We start from the raw sequence: 18,162 nt of genomic DNA on the forward strand, positions 1-18,162 counted from the left end.
ATTAATTCAAACCTAAATACATCTGTAATTTGATGTAGAATTTGTTCTATAGATGAATTGTCTTTTTTATTTTTACTTAATGATAGAAAAGAAAAAATTTAAAAATCCAGTTTGGTCTGCTTTAGAAGAAACACATAAAGAATATCTCATCAATTATAAAAATGCAAAGTTTTATCATCCAGATTATTGTCCGTTTGGAAGCTTCAACGATTCTAAAGATATTGTAAAAGCCATGAAATCTTATGCTGAGCTAACTTCTGATTTTTTTATTGTTTGTCAAGAAGCTCCAACATATCCAAAAAGTTTAACCTTAAAAGGAGAATATCGTTGTTTACAAATGATATTATCTCAAGAAGATTTTAAAATTCCAAAATATACTTCAACTATAGTGAAATTAACAAAGGCTCACGAACAGCAACTTTATAATTTAATAATGCTTGTTATGCCTGGGACTTATCGTAAAAAATCTTTCGATATTGGCGATTATTATGGAATTTTTGATGGTGATGAGTTAGTAGCTGCTACAGGCGAACGTATTCAAGGTGATGAATTTATTGAAGTTAGTGGTGTTGTTACTCATCCTGATCACGTTAGAAAAGGATATGCAAAACAATTAGTTGCTTATACTTCTGAGGAAGTTTTACGAAAAGGGAAAAAACCAATTTTACATGTCCTAGAAATTAATGAAGGCGCAATTCAACTTTACAAAAAATTAGGTTACACTACTTTAGATTTTATGTATTGGAGACATTATATAAAAAATTAGCACTACTTAAAGTTTACTTCATGCAAATGTAAACCAGAAGCCGGCGCAATAGTTTTAAGAAATTCAAGATTAGAACTTTCATCTAAACTTTGTTTAATAAAATCCAAATCATAATTTCCTTTACCTAACTCGGCTAATGCCCCCATAATTAATCGGATTTGATTTCTTAAAAAACCTTGTCCTTTTATAATTAAAACATAACTCTTTTCAGGAAAAAAAGAAGCTGTTAATTCTGTATTCTCAATAATCTCACAAGAGTCAATACTACGTTCGACTTTTGTTTCTTCTGAAGGTTTTGTACAATAATGTTTGAAATTATGAAATCCTTCAAATAATTTGGCTCCTTTTATCATTAAATCAATATTCAAATGATCTAAATAACCAACAAGAAAAGGTGCACAATACGGATGATTTTTCTCTCCAAATGAAAAATAATAACGATATTCTTTTTGTTTTGGATGTTGAATTATATTAAAACTTTCGTCTTCTATTCTTTCAATTTTTGCTACCCTAATGTCAGAAGGAGAGTTTATATTAAAAGTTTCTATAAAAACATCTTCATCTAACTTTTCATCTATGAATAATTGATACGCATAATTTGTAGAAGAAACTTTAGCATCTGTTCTCCCCACTCCTATTGTTTTACAACGAATTCCTTTACAAACAAACTTTAGAGTTTTATCTAAAGCCCAGTGTACAGTTTTCAAATTTGGCTGTTTTTGCCATCCATGAAATCGAAATCCTAAATATTGAAAACGTACTAAATACGCGTAATTATAATTCATACGCCAAAGTTACTATTTTTAAAATGTTGAACATATTAATACATATACTCTTTGCTTGTATTTATCTTTAAAATATTTTTATTTTATTTATATAACAATATATATACTCTCATTTTAACTAAAATGAAAAACACAAACTTGTTTTATATAAAATTCGTAAAATTTTTCATTCTTTCTTACAGCTTAAAACTATTATGTAACTTACAACGAAATCGTTGTAATTACTATATCATTTTTTCATGAAAAATAGAAAACTATTAATGATACCAGGACCAATCGAAATAGATCCTGCAGTATTAAGAGCTATGGGAGAAGTGACTACCAGTCATATTGCTCCTAATTTTATAGAAAGTTTTGGAAACTCACTAGAGTTAATGCGTAAAATTTGGTTAGCTCCAAAAGGTCAGCCATTTATTATTGCTGGTAGCGGAACTTTAGCTATGGATATGGCTGTAAGTAATCTTATCGAATCTGGTGATAATGCATTAGTAATTTCAACAGGATATTTTGGAGAACGTTATAAAAATATTTTAGCAACATATGGTGCAAACGTAACTGTACTTCAGGCTGAAATTGGTGAAACGATTTCTTTAGATAAAATTGAAGCAGAATTATCTTCCAAAGATTACAAATTATTAACTATTACTCATGTTGATACCTCAACCGGAGTTTTAACAGATCCCAAAGCGATTGCTGCATTAGCTCAAAAATATAATACATTAAGCATTGTAGATGGAGTTTGTGCAACAGCTGGAGAAGAAACACAACAAGAAACTTGGGGAATCGATGTAGTATTAACTGGTTCCCAAAAAGCTATTGGAGTTCCTCCTGGTTTGGCTTTATTAGTTGCTTCTGAAAAAGCAATGAACGTTTGGAAAAATAGAACAACTCCAGTACAAAACTATTATGGAAGTTTTACAAATTGGTTGCCAATTATGCAAGCTTACGAAGAAAGGAAACCTTCTTATTTTGGTACACCTCCGGTAAATTTAATTCGTGCTTTAGAAGTAAGTTTAGATTTAATCAACAAAGAAGGAATAGAAAATAGAGTAGCAACGCATATTACATATGCAAAAGCATTTAGAAAAGCTGTGCAAGCTATCGGTTTACAGTTAGTTCCTAAAACTAATGATATTGCCGCTAATACAATGACTGCTATTTATTACCCTAAAGGAATTGATGGAAATTTATTTAGAAAAGATATTTCTGAATACGGAGTAGTTTTAGCTGGTGGTTTACATACTGAAATTAAAACCAAATACTTTAGAATTGGTCATATGGGCGCTATTACTAAAAGCGATATTGTTGCCACATTGAGCGCTATAGAATCTGCTTTACAAAAACAAAACTACAACTTTGAGTTTGGTAAAAGTGTTGGAATATTTTTATCGAGCTTAGCTTAAAATAATATAAACCCTTGTGTTCTTTTACAAGGGTTTTAAAATTTTATATTCACTCTCTTTTTGCGGTAAGTGTTCAATTACAGAATTCTGAATCAGTAATTTTAACTCTGATAATAATTTCTTTTTTACAAAAAACTTATGCGTAACTAAACCTACTTTTCGAACAGGAATCGGTTTATCAAATTCAACCAATCTTTGTTTTATATCAGGAGACAAATCTGTAGTTGCTAAATATGGGAGAATTGTCATTCCTTTTCTGGCTCTTGTTATTCTCAATAAGCTATCCATAGAACCAGATTCAAACTCAAAGTTTTCATCTCGATTTGTATACTGATCAGACAAATCACAAATTCGTTGTACTTGTGTTCTTAAACAGTGTCCTTCTTGTAAAAGGCAAAGCTTAGAATAATCAATATCATTCACAGAAATCTTATTTGTAATATCTCCTTCACTACAATCATATAAAACAAAAGGTTCAGAATATAAATCTACTTCATTCAGCATATCATCTTCTAAAGGAAGCGCTAAAACTCCAACATCTATACTTCTTATTTTTAAAGCTTTTTGAATTTCACTTGTTGTCATTTCACGAACGATAATTTTTACTTTAGGAAAAGCTTCAGCAAAATTTGTTAAAAATAAGGGAAGTAAATACGGAGCAACAGTTGGAATAATTCCAATCTTTAATTCTCCAATCATTTCACCTTTTAATTCCTGAATTAAATTATTTAAAGCATCAACTTCACTTGCTAAAATTCGTAATCGTTTTATAATTTCTTCTCCTTCTACTGTAATCGAAACAGGTTTAGTTTTTCTATTAAAAATCTTAATTCCGATTTCCTTTTCAAACCTTCCAATCATGGTACTCAACGTAGATTGAGTTACAAAACATTTCTCCGCTGCGGCTTCAAAATTTTTTAAATCGACCACAGCTAATACATACTGAAATTGTTGTATATTCATAATGAAGCAAATATAACACAATATTTACATTGTAGATATTATATACACAAATATCGTTTTTATAAATAAAAATGATCCTCTTACTTTGTAACCTCTTAATTAATCGAGTAAATATGAAACTACATTTTTTTACAGGAATGTTCCTTATGTTTTTAGTCTCTTGTAATACAGCTAACGACAATAAAGAAACAACTAAAGAAGGCGGAAGTTGTCCTTTCGGATTTGGTAAAACTCCATCCACAGGCATAACCATTAAAGGAGAAGGAAAAACAACCAAAGATTGGTGGCGAAACAATTTAGACTTAACTGTTTTAAGACAAAATTCTTCATTATCAAATCCATTAGGAGACTTTGATTATAAAAAAGAATTTGAAAGCTTAGATTACTTCGCTTTAAAAGAAGACATTGCTAAAACTTTAAAAGATTCTAAAGATTGGTGGCCGGCAGATTATGGTACATACGGTGGTTTATTCATTCGTATGGCTTGGCATAGTGCTGGTACTTACAGAACTGGTGATGGAAGAGGTGGAACAAGAGAAGGTAGACAACGTTTTGCTCCACAAAACAGTTGGCCAGACAATGCTAACTTAGATAAAGCAAGAAGATTACTTTGGCCAGTAAAACAAAAATACGGTCAGAAAATTTCTTGGGCAGATTTAATGATTTTAGCAGGAAATGTTGCTTTAGAAAAATCTGGATTTAGAACTATTGGTTTTGCTGGTGGTAGAGAAGATACTTGGGAACCTCAAACAAATGTGTATTTTGGTTCTGAAACAGAATGGTTAGCTAATGATGAACGTTATAAAGACGGAGAATTAGAAAAACCTTTAGCAGCTGTTCAAATGGGATTAATTTATGTGAATCCTGAAGGACCAAATGGAAATCCAGATCCGATTGCTTCTGCAAAAGATATTCGTGTTACTTTCGGAAGAATGGGAATGAACGATGAAGAAACTGTAGCTTTAATAGCTGGTGGACATACATTAGGTAAAACTCACGGACAAGCTGGTGGTGATCATTTAGCTGCTTCTCCAGAAGGTGCAGGGATTGAAGAACAAGGTTTAGGCTGGAAAAGTAATTATAAATCTGGAAAAGGTAAAGATGCCATTACATCTGGATTAGAGGTGATTTGGACTGTAACACCAGATAAATGGAGTCAAGGATATTTCAAAACATTATTTGAAAACGAATGGGTGTTATCTAAAAGTCCAGGTGGAGCACATCAGTTTGAAGCAAAGAATTCTGTAATTAAATTTCCAGATGCATTTGATAAAACTAAATTCCACAATCCAACAATGTTAGTTACAGATGTTGCTTTAATTAAAGATCCTGTTTACGAAAAAATCTCTCGTCGTTTTTATGAAAATCCAAAGGAATTTGATGAGGCTTTTGCTCGTGCTTGGTTTAAATTAACACACAGAGATATGGGACCAAAATCAACATATTTAGGTCCGGAAATTCCAAAAGAAGATTTTGTATGGCAAGATCCTATTTCAACTGAAAATTCTTCAACGATCACAACTGCTGACCTTAACAATTTAAAATCTAAAATTGAAGCTTCTGGATTAACAACTGGCGAATTAGTTTCTACTGCTTGGGCTTCTGCTTCAACTTATAGAAATTCTGATAGACGTGGTGGTGCAAACGGAGCAAGAATTCGTTTAGAACCACAAGTTAACTGGGAATCTAATAATCCTGCTCAATTAAAAAGAGTATTAGGAGTTTATGAGAAAATTCAACAAGAATTTAATAAAGGAAATAAAAAAGTTTCTATTGCAGATTTAATTGTATTAGGTGGTAATGTTGCCATTGAAAATGCAGCAAAAAAAGCAGGAGTTACTATTAAAGTTCCTTTTACACCAGGAAGAGCTGACGCAACACAAGAGCAAACTAATGTTGAAGGAATGGCTGTTTTAGAACCAATGGCTGATGGATTTAGAAATTATCAGAAAACAGATTATACTTTATCTGCTGAACAATTATTAGTAGACAAAGCACAACTATTAACTTTATCTGCTCCAGAAATGACCGTTTTATTAGGAGGAATGAGAGCTTTAAATGCAAATTATAATGGTTCTAATATTGGAATTATGACCTCAACTCCTGGAACATTAACTAATGAATTCTTTGTGAATTTATTAAGTATGCAATACAAATGGGAAGCTACTTCAGACAAAAAAGATCTTTTCAATATTAAAGATAGAGCTACAAACGAAGTAAAGTGGACTGCCACTAGAGCTGATTTAATCTTCGGATCAAATTCAGAATTAAGAGCGATCTCTGAAGTTTATGCTAGTGAAGATGTAAAAGAGAAATTTGTAAAAGACTTTGTGAAAGCTTGGAATAAAGTAATGAATCTAGATCGATTTGACATTTAAAAAGTCTTTTTAAACGTTCATAAATAGGTGGTTTTTTAAATTATTTAAAACCACCTATTTCTTTTTAATTTTTTATAAAAAACATATCTATAGTAATTTTCAAAGAAAAGTTTAAGGATAATTAATTTCTCCTAAATCAATTATAATAAGTGTTGGCTCACTTAAATTATCTTTTCCTGAAAACCTTAACTGATCATATGATACTTTTTTTATAAACCTCTCCTCTTTACCTTTTTCGTTAATAGAAATAATTAAAATTGGAATAAAATCTCTACTCTTTTTATATAATTCAATTAATTTTTTTGATGTATATAATGATCCTAAATGAGAAATGATTGTAAAATCTATTTTCTCGTTTTTAATCGTGAAAAAATTAAAACTCCAATATTCTTCCACATTAATCTTCTCACTATATGCATGATAGAAAAATGTATTCGGCAATTTTATTTTAATTTTTGAGGTCTCTTTCGATTTGATTTTACCTACATATTTCAATTTATAAACTCCACAAGCTTGACTTTTTATTGTTTGTATTAAGCATATGATGAAAATGAAACTTAAAATATTTTTTAGCATAAAAATACTTTCTTTTTATTTTGTTTGTAATTGTTTTAAAAACTGCTGTTCTTTAATAACGTATTTCACAATAATAATTATGACAACAGTAAGAGAAAAAATACCAGAAATTAAAATGTAATTATAAAAAGCACTAGAAAATTTTTGCTTAAAGTATGGTAATAATAAATAAAAACCGAATATATATACTGCAATACAAATAGGCGTTACGATATAGTTTACTAACAATCTAGTTTTATAATACTTTTTCAAATAAATATAATATGATTTTTGAGGCATTGAAATCAATTGTTTTTCTTTACGATATAGCGAGAAAAACTCTAAAACAACTCGAAAGATAAGACTACCTATCATGAGAACTAAACCTAAATTAAAAGTATTCCATTGATAAAATGCATAATAAAAAGCGTAGGTTATTAATACTATAACCGTTAAAGACATTACTGTAATGTTAATGTATTGTCCGTTACGTTGTTTTTTTGCTTTTGCTATTATATTTTGAGGAGTAATATTTGAGCTATTATCAGCTTGAACCTCCCATAATTTATCTAAGTTATCATTTTCCATTTTTGATACATTTTAAAAGTGATTTTCTAATACGGCTCAGACGTGTTCGTAATGTTCCGTGAGCTAAACCTACAGTTTCTGCAATTGTAGCTTGTGGTATATTTTCGAGTTCTAACAATATTAGTGCTCTATTTTGTTCATTGAGTAAATCAATACAATGATACATTTGTTTAATATGTTTTTCAGTATTATTAGTGTTATCATCGTTGGTATGATCAGATAATACGTTTTCATTTATAGGAATATTTTTATTGATTTTTCGCAAATCTCCTAAACATACATTTACTGCAATGCGATATATCCAAGTATCAATAGAAGATTTACCTTTAAATGTTTTTCTATATTTCCAAACCTTTATAAAAGTTTCTTGCAACCACTCATTTGCAAGTCCTTTATTACCTGAAGCATAGCCCAAGCATAACCGATGTACTTTCGGAGCGAATTCATTATAGGTTTTGGTAAACTCTTGTTCTGTATTCATTTATTTAGATGATAAAATCATTTGTACTTGTTCTAAAAACCAAGATGGCTGATCTAGCATTATAAAATGGGCGCTATTTTCAGCTAAAATAAAATTATAGCTTTTTAATTTTTTATATTGATTCTTATACGTTTGCTTCACCATTTCTGCGCCATAAGGTTTTGAAGCTGCTATTATAGAAACCGGTATTGAAATGTTTTTTAAATCTTCTCTAAGATCTAGTTTAAGATAATCAGTATATCCGTATACATAAGTTTTTCGGTCTGCTTGTAAAATCCAATTCTTAATTTGTTCTTGAGCTGAAATTTTAAGACTCATTCCTTTTGACATTCCAGCAGCTAATTGTGCAAAAGCAGTATCGTCCATTGATAATTGCTGTTTATTATATGGGCTCTCGTACACTAAGTTTTCAGGATTAAAATTAGGAATCATTAGTGCGCCAGAAGCAGGAAGTGCATCAACAATTATAATTTTAGAAAGTTTTATTTCTTTTTGTGCAGCAAGCCAAGTAGCAATTGTACCACCTAAACTATGACCAATTATAGTCGTATTTTGTAAATCATTTTTGACTATATAATTTTTAAGCGATTGATTAACTTTTGGTAACCAAGGAAATTCAATAGGCGCTTTTCCTCCAAAACCAGCTAACGTTACAGTATGACATTCATAATTATTTTCTAGCTTGGTCACTAAAGAATTCCAAATATCTCCCGGAACTGTAAAACCAGGGATCAATATAATAGGATTCCCTTTTCCTGTGACTTTTACATGTATAGGTTTATGCTGTGCAAAAATTGATACAGAAAACACGAATGTAATACATAATAAAATAACATTTTTCATTTTTAAAAATTTTTGATTTCCCTTTAGATACAGGAATAAAAAAATGTTACATATTATTCTTGAAGTAAAATAAAAAAAGCTGTTTAACCTAGATATAATCATTAAACAGCCTTTCCATTATGAAGAATTTCTAATTTTAGCGCAAACTCTTTTTCGAATTAACAAAAAGATTTATTTAGTTACTGCTATAGGTAAAATAACTTCTATTGGTTATTTCAAAATAAAAAGATTATTAAATTATTTTAAAATTAATTTAGATATCTTTTTTTTGGAATTTTCAAAATTCACTTTGACAAAATATAACCCAGTTCCATAACTTGATAAATCAATTTGCATATCAACGTTATTATCAATCTTTTTGTAATATATTTCTTGCCCTAAAGAATTATACAAATGAATAGATTTAACTTTTTCAGGTGTATTAGATTTTATATTTACAAAATCTTTAGTTGGATTAGGATATATCGAGATATTATTTTTAAAATCAAACTCATTTGAACTTAATGTATTATCAGACATCCTATAATTATAAGTCTCTGAATATATTTTATTCCCATTGTTAGTAGCAACTAATCTATAATAATATGTTTGATTTGGTAACGGGTTATCAACAACTCCTTTTATCGAATTTGTCCTATTTCCTAAAACATAATTTGGTGATCCATCTACTGTTTCCCCAAAACTATCGGTAAGACCATATTCAAAATAAATATCTGTTAAATAGGCACCTCTACTGTTTATTAAACCTTTTAATTCTAATGAATTTGTTTGTGTTTCTTCTATTGAACCACTAACCATGATTATATCTCCTGAAAAATTAAAAACTTTTTCTTCACTGTAAATAGTTTCTCCGTTATGAGTAGCTTTTAATCTGTAATAGTAATTTAAACTTGAATCTAAATCGGTTATAGTAGTATTAATCAATGAATACCTAAAAGCATTAATTTCTGATGGATTAGCTTCAATACTATTTTCATAATCAATAGTTCCATATTCAAATACAATATCTTCTATACTTTCATTATAAGATAATAAATGTGCAGAAAATGTAACGTTTGTTCCATCTATATATGCATCATAAAGATTTATGATATATTCTGGATAGGTTGTAAAAGATTTTATTTCTCCATAAATATTTTCACCTTCATGTTGAGCTTTAATTCTGTAAAAATATTTTGTTAATGGTTGCAGATTAACTAAACTTCCAGTTATAGTTTCACTTGTCTTTCCTTTTACTGAATCTGGTATTCCAACTACTGTATTAGTTAAGTCATCAGAACTTAAACCATATTCAAATACTATATTGGTAATATCATGCTCATTAGATACTATATTACTAGATACTTCTGCTGAAACTGCAGAATAACTATCAGGAAAATTAGTATTTATTTCATAGTCGGGCAGCGTTGTAAAACTTAAAGTTTGACTATAACTAATATTTGAATTTTGTACTCCTGATAAGTTAAAATAATAAGTAGTATTAGATTTTAATTCTGATAAATCAATAGCAACATTTAAAGATTCATTAGAATTAATATTAGCTGGTGTTACTGGAATAACATTTGTATTAGAACTATTAGAGTAATATTCAAATTGAATATTAGAAACTGGTGCTCCATTAGAAGTAATATTACCTGTTAATTTAACAGAAGAATTTGAAACATTTTCAATAGAATTTATAATTAAAATAATTGTTTCATATTCAATATCACTCCTATAAATTTTACCATTGGTTCCTGCTGTATAAATTTTATCATTAACAACTTCTATCGAATTGATTTTATATTGATTTGTTACATATTCCCAACTAATCCCTCCATTCTGAGTTTTATATAATAACCCATCTTCATCTGCTACATAACCAATATTCTTTGAATAAAATTTAACTTGAGTATACCATTCATATGGAATTTTCAATTTTTCCCAATTAGTTCCTCCATCATTCGTCTTATAAATTAAACCTTGATCCCCTACAAAATAGCCATTATTTTCATCAACAAAATGAAAGTCATTGATGTCTTCTCCTTCTAGCTCAACACTTATTCTCCATGTATTACCTCCATCAATAGTTTTATATATAGCTCCGTAAGAATTGCCTTTTCTATTTCCATAACCAACTAAATCACTTGTAAACTGAATATTACCAAACAACTGATCTGAAACTTGACTCCATGTGTTACCTCCATTAGTCGTTTTCATTACTTTCTTTTGATTAAATCCTCCTGATATAAATCCTACATTATTATTTATAAAAAAGATAGACCTTAACCCTTCGTCAACATTAATATCTAATTTATCCCATGACACTCCACCATCAGTAGTTTTGAAAACATCTCCTATGCCTCCACCAATTGAATACCCTAAATTTTCACTAACAAAATATGAACCACTACAATAACTAAAATGATTAACTGAAGATATATAAGACCAATTGTCTCCAAAATCAGTTGTTTTATAGTAGTTACCACCTGACCTAACAAACCCAGTTCCACTATCAAATATTTTTAAATCACTAAAACTATTGTAATTTTCAGAATGAGAACTCCATGTGTTACCTCCATCAGTAGTTTTAATAATTCTACCTCTTTCCCCAGTTGCATAACCTATGTTATTGTCTTGAAAATAGATACTATACATTGAAGTACCTTCAAAAAATCCACTTTGAAAAAAGATTTGGTTCCATGAATTACCTCCATCATTTGTTTTGTATGTTGCACCATATTCACCAGTGGCAAAACCATTATTCTCATCTAAAAAATGAAAATCAAAAATAGTTTGGGTTCTTGTAGACATTTCTATCCAAGTTTCTCCTGCATCAGTTGTTTTGTAAATATCATCATGAGCTTGCGTTACAAAACCTACATTCTCATTTACAAAATCAATAGTATAAAAATTAGAAGGCATGGTATTACTATCATCTTTTGTAGCATACCAGTTTTGTCCTCCATCTATTGTTTTAAGAATAAAACCATTATTTGTAATAGCATGTCCAATTAAATGACTTGTAAAGAAAGTTTTATTAACTGAAGAGTTAGGAATACTAAAATTTTTCCATGTAACTCCTCCATCATCAGTACTTAATATACTATTTGATGTTGATAAGATAATATTATTATTATCGATAATACTAACAGCATTAAAATTACCATAAACTCCTGTAGATATTTCACTCCAAGATGCTCCATTATCATTAGATTTTAATACATATCCGCCACTACCAACAATATACCCTATTCCATTGTAGAAACTCATATCATTTCCACTAGAAATATTCTGTTTCTTCAACCAAGTATTTCCTGCATCTGTAGTTTCTAACAGCTCATTAGCAGTAATAATGAATCCTATATCAGGAGTTACGAACTCAACAACTTTTCCTCTATTTACTGTAGGCTTAGGATTTAACAACTCCCAATTTGTTTGAGATTGAATTTTAGAAAAACACAAAATAGTGCATAATAGAAAAAGTACTTTTTCTCTCATTTTCATAGTTTTAAAATTTATTTTTCACTTTTAAATATTGCATAGCTAATTTACATACAAGTTATATTTAACACAAATAAACTCAATGAAAAAGCTATGTTAAAATTGATTTATCAAACTCTATAAATCATTTACAATTCATACGATTGCTTCGCTATTTCAACTTCTTCATTTGTAGGAATTACTAATAATTTCACTTTAGAATTATCAGTATGAATTTCAGTAAGTTTTTTAGCTCTGATATTATTCTTCTCTGTGTCTATTTGTATTCCGAAGAACTCTAAGTCAGTACAAACTTTTTCTCTAATTAATGAAGAATTCTCTCCAATTCCTGCTGTAAATACAATAGCATCAACGCCATTCATTGCAGCAATGTATGAGCCGATGTATTTTTTAATACGATAAGTATTAATCTCTAATGCTAGTTGACAAGCTATATTTCCTTTTTCAGCTTCAGCTTCAATATCACGCAAATCACTATAACCTGTTAAACCGAACATTCCACTTTCTTTCTGTAACAAAGTATTTACTTCGTTTATATCGTAACCTAAAGTATTTACCAAATAGAAAATTAAAGTATGATCAATATCTCCACTTCGTGTTCCCATGACTAAACCTGTAACCGGACCAAAACCTAAACTATGATCGATACTTTTTCCGTTTTCTACTGCAGAAATACTACAACCATTTCCTAAATGAACTGTGATTAATTTAGAATTTGATGTTTGTAAATATGCATTAGCTTTTTCTGAAACATATTTATGACTTGTTCCATGAAAACCATACAAACGAATTTTATTGTCTGTTAAAAACTGCTTTGGAATTGCATACGTGAATGCTTTTTCTGGAATAGTTTGATGAAAAGCTGTATCAAAAACTGCAACTTGTTTTGCTTTCGTAAAAATTGCTTCAGCAACATTAATTCCTTCTAGATTTGCAGGATTATGCTGAGGAGCTAAAGAAAATAAGTTTTCTATTTCTTTTTTTACTTCTAGAGTTACTTCAGTAGTTTTAGTAAAGGAACTTCCTCCATGTACAACTCTATGACCAACAACTTCAATTTCATCTGTAGAAGAAATCACACCTACGTTAGCATCTAGCAATAACGAAACTACTTTCTCTAAACCAACTTTATGATTTTCAATTTTTATCGTTTCTTTAATTGAATTCTCTTCAGATTCGTAATGAACTGCTCCTTCTTCTAATCCTATTCTTTCAATTAATCCTGAACAAATTACTTTTTCTTCCGGCATATCAAAAAGTTGATACTTAATTGATGAACTTCCTGAATTGATAACTAATACTTTCATGTGCTGTTTTTAATCTATTCTTGAGCTTGTATCGCTGTTAGGATAATTGTGTTATAAATATCTTCGATTGTACATCCTCTACTTAAATCGTTAACTGGTTTATTTAAACCCTGTAACATTGGTCCGATTGCCAAAGCTCCAGTTTCACGTTGGACTGCTTTGTATGTATTATTTCCTGTATTTAAATCTGGAAAAATTAGTACGTTTGCTTGTCCCGCTACTTCAGAATTTGGTAATTTCTTCTTTCCAACGGTAGGATCTACAGCTGCATCATATTGAATTGGACCTTCTACTTTTAAATCTGGTCGCTTACGCTTTACAATTTCTGTAGCCTCTCTAACGGTATCAACATCTTCTCCTTTTCCTGAACTTCCTGAAGAATATGAAAGCATTGCTATTTTCGGGTCAATTCCAAAAGCTATACTTGAATCTGCTGATGAAATTGCTATTTCTGCTAACTGTTCTGAAGTTGGATTCGGATTAATAGCACAGTCTCCAAATACAGAAACACGATCTTCTAAACACATAAAGAAAATTGAAGATACTACAGAAAAACCTGGTTTAGTTTTTACGAACTGTAACGATGGTTTAATTGTATGCTGTGTCGTGTGAGCAGCTCCAGAAACCATTCCGTCTGCTAAACCTTTATACACCATCATTGTTCCGAAATAAGAAACATCAGCCATTAAATCTTCTGCCATAGCCGGACTTAAGCCTTTGTGTTTTCTTAATTCGTATAGTGTACTTGCAAAATCATCGAAATATTCTGAAGTACTTGGATTTATAATTTGTGTTTTATCAAAATCAAAAGAAAGTTGTAAACGCTTTACAGCTGCTTCTACATTAACTCGTTTTCCTAAAATGGTTAAATCAACAATATCTAATTTTTGTAACTGTGCAGCTGCTGTTAAAATTCTATCATCATTTCCTTCTGGTAAAACAATATGTTTTTTAACTTGCTTAGCTCTTTTGAATAAATTGTATTGGAACATTCTTGGTGTTAATACATTTGTTCCTTTGTAAGTGATTAATTTATCACTTAATGCTTCTACATCAACATACTTTTCAAAAGTATTAATCGATAATTTAATCTTGTTTTTATTTTCTGCATAGATGTGAGAACGAACTGCTCCTAATCTAGATGCAATTCCAAAAGTTCCTCCTTTTACTTTCAAAATCGGAACAATTCTCTCTAAACCTGTAATTAATTCTATTACTGATGGACTTAATTCTATATCTCCTGTAAGAATAATTCCTGAGATTGACGGATATCTATTTGAAATATTTGCTTGTAATGTACCTAATAAAATATCGGAACGATCTGAAGGTGTAATTACAACACATTCATCTGTTAAGTGATTTAAAAAGTGAGCCAATTGCATTGCTCCTACTTTTATTTCACCAGTTGTAGCATCTAACAATTCTTCACCGAAAACAACTTCTGCATCTAATGCTTTTGAAATTTCGTAAATCGTTGGATTATTTAATTTACTATTGATTGGAATCGCGTTAATTAATAACGATTTAGGTAAGTTTTCTCCTATTCCTTCAATAATTAAATCTACATTTTTCTCTTGAACTTTATTAGCAATTACTGCAATTACTTCTACTTCTTTATTACTGAAAGAATCGTAAGTTAATCGTAAACCTTGAATAAATTCTTCTAGTGATTTATCTATTCCACCAGAAACTATGATTACAGGAATTCCTAGGTTTTTAGCGATTAATACATTTAAATCCATTTCTATTATCGCACCGTGATCTGAAAAATCAGTTCCTTCTACAATAACGAAGTCATTTTTTTCTTCTAGTTTTTTATACTTGCGAAGAATTAAATTAATGACTTCATCTTCTTTATCATCATTTAATAAATCTAATAACTCAGATCTTGTGAAAGCGTAGGTATCTTCATAATCACATTTTAAATTGAAATAATTAACAATTGTATTTACATGATTATCTTTTTTACCATCGACAGGATTATCAATTATCGGACGAAAATATCCGACCTTAGGTTTATTGCGCAACAACAGTTGCATTAAACCTAAACTTAGCATCGATTTTCCTGAATTCGCTCCACTTGCAGCGATATAAATAGCTTTATTCATATTCTAATTTTGGGCAAAATTAGTCTAAATTTAATAAAGCAAGCTGTTAAATGTCAGCTTTTATCCTTCGATATGTATTTCAGCAAAGTTCTTTGGAATCATTAATGTATTTGGTTTTGTTTTACTCAATACCTTTTTCAAATCTATATCTACATTATCGATTTCTACTTCTTTAATTTCAAAAGGTAAACCAATAATTTCGAACTCCATAGTTTCATATTCCGTAACAAAAGTTCCATCTACATGCTGTTGAATAATTACTTCATTCTCTTTACCTGTAAATGTAAATGTTCGTAAACTATAACGCCCTTTAGTGTAATCGTAACCATCTTGAGCATCTTCGTAAACTTTAGAAACTTCTTTTTCTCCTAGTTTAAAATACACTTCAAGTTTTAGTTCATCTATAGTTTTTTCACCAACATATTGTTGCACTGGATATTTTGGAATTATAGCGCCTTCTTTGATAAAAATTGGAATAATATCTAAATCGGCATCAACCCATTTTTCTAATCCACCAGTAACATATTCTCTAGTCCAGTAATTATACCAATGCCCACGAGGAATATACATTCTTCTTCCCTTAGCATTTGGCTCTTGAATAGGACAAACTAAAATTTGATTTCCAAAAACGAATTCATCAGTTCTATAATGTGTCTGTGGATCATACTGATCGAATAACACCAATGACTTTAACATTGGAATTCCGAACTCAGCATACTCCCAAAACATAGTATATAAATATGGTAATAGTTGGTATCGTAATTCTACATATTTACGAGTAACATCAATCACTTCTTCACCAAAAGTCCAAGGTTCTTGATTTCCATGGTCTCCTGAAGAGTGTGTTCTACAAAACGGATGGAAAACTCCTAATTGAATCCAACGTGCATATAATTCTCCTGTTGGATGCTCAGCAAAACCACCAATATCACTTCCTGTGAACGACATACCACTCATACTCATTCGTTGTGCTTGAATATTGGCAATCCATAAATGTTCCCAAGTAGCGATATTATCTCCTGTCCAAGAAGAAGTAAAACGTTGTGCACCAGAATAAGCAGAACGTGTTATGATAAACGGACGTTTTGGATATGCATATTTTTTTACACCTTCGTAGGTTGCTCGAGCCATTTGTGTTCCGTAAATATTGTGTGCTTTTCTATGGCTACAATGATTTCCATCGTAATTATGACGAACATCATTCGGGAATGTTTTTCCTGGAACTTCCATTACTGCTGGTTCGTTCATATCATTCCAAACACCTTTTACTCCGATTTCATCAATTAATTCTTTAAAAAGTCCTGCCCACCAAGTTCTTACTTTCGGATTTGTAAAATCTGGAAAGAAACATTCTCCTGGCCAAACTTTACCTCGCATATAAGGACCATCTGCTCGTTTACAGAAATAATCATTTTTCATGGCCTCTTTATATACCCAATAATCGTCATCAATTTTAATTCCTGGATCTATAATTACAATCGTTTTAAATCCGTCTTCTGCAAGTTCAGTAACCATACGTTTCGGATCTGGAAAATATTCTCTGTTCCAAGTAAAACATCTGAAACCATCCATATAATCGATATCTAAATAAATACCATCACATGGAATTCTTAACTCTCTGAATTTACTAGTAACTTCTTTAACTTTTGCTTCTGGATAATAACTCCATTTACATTGATGATATCCTAAAGCCCATAAGGGTGGTAATTCTGGTTTTCCTGTTAAATCTGTATAACGAGTAATGACATCTTGCATATCTGGTCCATAAAAGAAATAATAATTCATTTCTCCTCCATGTGCCCAAAAGCTAGTTACATTTCTACGTTCGTGACAAAAGTCAAAAAATGTTTTGAACGTGTTGTCGAAGAAAATTCCATACGCCCTTTCTTCGTACATTCCTAAATAAAAAGGAACACTTTTGTATAGCGGATCTTGGTCTTTACCAAAAGCATATTGATCTGTTGCCCAATTTTCAATTCTTTTTCCTTTCAAGTTTAAATGCATGGGTTTATCTCCTAAACCATAATAACATTCTCCTTGTGGAGCAGATTTACTCATTTTTACAATATTTCCACCATACTCATAGCTTTGTTCCCAATGGAAACCCCAATCATCTTTACAGATTACGTTTCCATGAATATCGTATATTGATGTATTTAAACTTTCTTTATCTATCTGAATAATTACCTTGATGGTAATAATTTTATAACAAGTATCGTGTTCTTCAACTTCTAATTTACTGTAACCTCTAACCGCATCTTCACTAATTGCATAAGAGAAATCATTCTCGAAATTATTATCTGTAGCATATCTAAACCGAATTACACTTCCACGAATTACGGTAACTTGAAGTATTACTCCGTTTTCTGTTTTGAAGTAGATTTTGTCTACATCTTGAGAGAATGAATTTATTTTTCCGGGGAAAAGATTTCCTTTGTTTTCTAATTCTGTATTAATAATCATAATACTTCAATTTTGATGGGTTGTACTTGTATTCTGTTA

13 protein-coding genes are annotated in these 18,162 nt (G+C 30.2%); 3 read left to right on the forward strand and 10 right to left on the reverse strand.

Going from position 1 to position 18,162, the window contains the following annotated elements:
* Positions 1–79 precede the first annotated feature (79 nt).
* Entirely contained in the window at positions 80–766 is a 687-nt protein-coding gene (locus ACSIGC_RS06200; protein WP_442267276.1) for a GNAT family N-acetyltransferase, read from the forward strand.
* Positions 767–768: 2 nt separating this feature from the next.
* Here the strand turns inward: ACSIGC_RS06200 and ACSIGC_RS06205 are convergent, their stop codons facing one another.
* Positions 769–1,551 (reverse strand): tRNA pseudouridine synthase A, encoded by a 783-nt coding sequence (locus ACSIGC_RS06205; RefSeq protein WP_442267277.1) that lies wholly within the window; start codon positions 1,549–1,551, stop codon positions 769–771.
* A gap of 239 nt (positions 1,552–1,790) precedes the next feature.
* Here ACSIGC_RS06205 and ACSIGC_RS06210 point away from each other — a divergent pair, with 239 nt between their 5' ends.
* On the forward strand, positions 1,791–2,954 hold the full coding sequence (locus ACSIGC_RS06210; RefSeq protein WP_442267278.1) for a pyridoxal-phosphate-dependent aminotransferase family protein: 1,164 nt from the start codon (positions 1,791–1,793) through the stop codon (positions 2,952–2,954).
* Between the two features lie 24 nt (positions 2,955–2,978).
* On the opposite strand, the gene ACSIGC_RS06215 is transcribed toward ACSIGC_RS06210, so the two are convergent.
* A complete protein-coding gene (locus ACSIGC_RS06215) occupies positions 2,979–3,917 on the reverse strand; it encodes a LysR substrate-binding domain-containing protein (RefSeq protein WP_442267279.1) in 939 nt (312 codons plus the stop codon).
* Positions 3,918–4,030: 113 nt separating this feature from the next.
* On the opposite strand from ACSIGC_RS06215, the gene katG reads away from it, so the two are divergent.
* On the forward strand, positions 4,031–6,295 hold the full coding sequence (katG, locus tag ACSIGC_RS06220; protein ID WP_442267280.1) for a catalase/peroxidase HPI: 2,265 nt from the start codon (positions 4,031–4,033) through the stop codon (positions 6,293–6,295).
* 111 nt (positions 6,296–6,406) lie between these two features.
* Here the strand turns inward: katG and ACSIGC_RS06225 are convergent, their stop codons facing one another.
* From ACSIGC_RS06225 to ACSIGC_RS06260, 8 genes are all read right to left on the reverse strand, one after another.
* The gene (locus tag ACSIGC_RS06225; RefSeq protein WP_442267281.1) at positions 6,407–6,871 is read right to left on the reverse strand and encodes a hypothetical protein; all 465 of its coding nucleotides are present in this window, start codon (positions 6,869–6,871) and stop codon (positions 6,407–6,409) included.
* A 15-nt stretch (positions 6,872–6,886) separates the two neighbouring features.
* Positions 6,887–7,438: a hypothetical protein gene (locus tag ACSIGC_RS06230; protein WP_442267282.1), complete on the reverse strand. Its 552-nt coding sequence runs from the start codon at positions 7,436–7,438 to the stop codon at positions 6,887–6,889.
* Complete coding sequence (locus ACSIGC_RS06235) at positions 7,428–7,919, reverse strand: RNA polymerase sigma factor (RefSeq protein WP_442267283.1); 492 nt, start codon at positions 7,917–7,919, stop codon at positions 7,428–7,430. Before ACSIGC_RS06235 ends, ACSIGC_RS06230 begins: the two co-directional genes overlap by 11 nt.
* Positions 7,920–8,762, reverse strand: a complete 843-nt coding sequence (locus ACSIGC_RS06240) for an alpha/beta fold hydrolase (RefSeq protein WP_442267284.1) — start codon at positions 8,760–8,762, stop codon at positions 7,920–7,922.
* Between the two features lie 237 nt (positions 8,763–8,999).
* Positions 9,000–12,242 (reverse strand): YCF48-related protein, encoded by a 3,243-nt coding sequence (locus ACSIGC_RS06245; RefSeq protein WP_442267285.1) that lies wholly within the window; start codon positions 12,240–12,242, stop codon positions 9,000–9,002.
* A gap of 131 nt (positions 12,243–12,373) precedes the next feature.
* Positions 12,374–13,552 carry an acetate/propionate family kinase gene (locus ACSIGC_RS06250; protein ID WP_442267286.1) on the reverse strand — a complete coding sequence of 393 codons (1,179 nt, stop codon included), beginning with the start codon at positions 13,550–13,552 and terminating at the stop codon, positions 12,374–12,376.
* A gap of 14 nt (positions 13,553–13,566) precedes the next feature.
* Entirely contained in the window at positions 13,567–15,660 is a 2,094-nt protein-coding gene (pta, locus tag ACSIGC_RS06255) for a phosphate acetyltransferase (RefSeq protein WP_442267287.1), read from the reverse strand.
* Between the two features lie 60 nt (positions 15,661–15,720).
* On the reverse strand, positions 15,721–18,123 hold the full coding sequence (locus tag ACSIGC_RS06260) for a glycoside hydrolase family 31 protein (protein ID WP_442267288.1): 2,403 nt from the start codon (positions 18,121–18,123) through the stop codon (positions 15,721–15,723).
* Between the last annotated feature and the right edge of the window lie 39 nt (positions 18,124–18,162).

The organism is Tenacibaculum aquaeponti, assembly GCF_052084715.1.
In the GTDB taxonomy this organism is placed as follows: domain Bacteria; phylum Bacteroidota; class Bacteroidia; order Flavobacteriales; family Flavobacteriaceae; genus Polaribacter.

Coding starts and splice junctions, on each gene's coding strand:
- ACSIGC_RS06260 (WP_442267288.1), bottom strand. CDS start 18,123: ATGATTATTAATACAGAATTAGAAAACAAAGGAAATCTTTTCCCCGGA.
- ACSIGC_RS06215 (WP_442267279.1), bottom strand. CDS start 3,917: ATGAATATACAACAATTTCAGTATGTATTAGCTGTGGTCGATTTAAAA.
- ACSIGC_RS06250 (WP_442267286.1), bottom strand. CDS start 13,552: ATGAAAGTATTAGTTATCAATTCAGGAAGTTCATCAATTAAGTATCAA.
- katG (WP_442267280.1), top strand. CDS start 4,031: ATGAAACTACATTTTTTTACAGGAATGTTCCTTATGTTTTTAGTCTCT.
- ACSIGC_RS06205 (WP_442267277.1), bottom strand. CDS start 1,551: ATGAATTATAATTACGCGTATTTAGTACGTTTTCAATATTTAGGATTT.
- ACSIGC_RS06210 (WP_442267278.1), top strand. CDS start 1,791: ATGAAAAATAGAAAACTATTAATGATACCAGGACCAATCGAAATAGAT.
- ACSIGC_RS06225 (WP_442267281.1), bottom strand. CDS start 6,871: ATGCTAAAAAATATTTTAAGTTTCATTTTCATCATATGCTTAATACAA.
- ACSIGC_RS06235 (WP_442267283.1), bottom strand. CDS start 7,919: ATGAATACAGAACAAGAGTTTACCAAAACCTATAATGAATTCGCTCCG.
- ACSIGC_RS06245 (WP_442267285.1), bottom strand. CDS start 12,242: ATGAGAGAAAAAGTACTTTTTCTATTATGCACTATTTTGTGTTTTTCT.
- pta (WP_442267287.1), bottom strand. CDS start 15,660: ATGAATAAAGCTATTTATATCGCTGCAAGTGGAGCGAATTCAGGAAAA.
- ACSIGC_RS06200 (WP_442267276.1), top strand. CDS start 80: ATGATAGAAAAGAAAAAATTTAAAAATCCAGTTTGGTCTGCTTTAGAA.
- ACSIGC_RS06230 (WP_442267282.1), bottom strand. CDS start 7,438: ATGGAAAATGATAACTTAGATAAATTATGGGAGGTTCAAGCTGATAAT.
- ACSIGC_RS06240 (WP_442267284.1), bottom strand. CDS start 8,762: ATGAAAAATGTTATTTTATTATGTATTACATTCGTGTTTTCTGTATCA.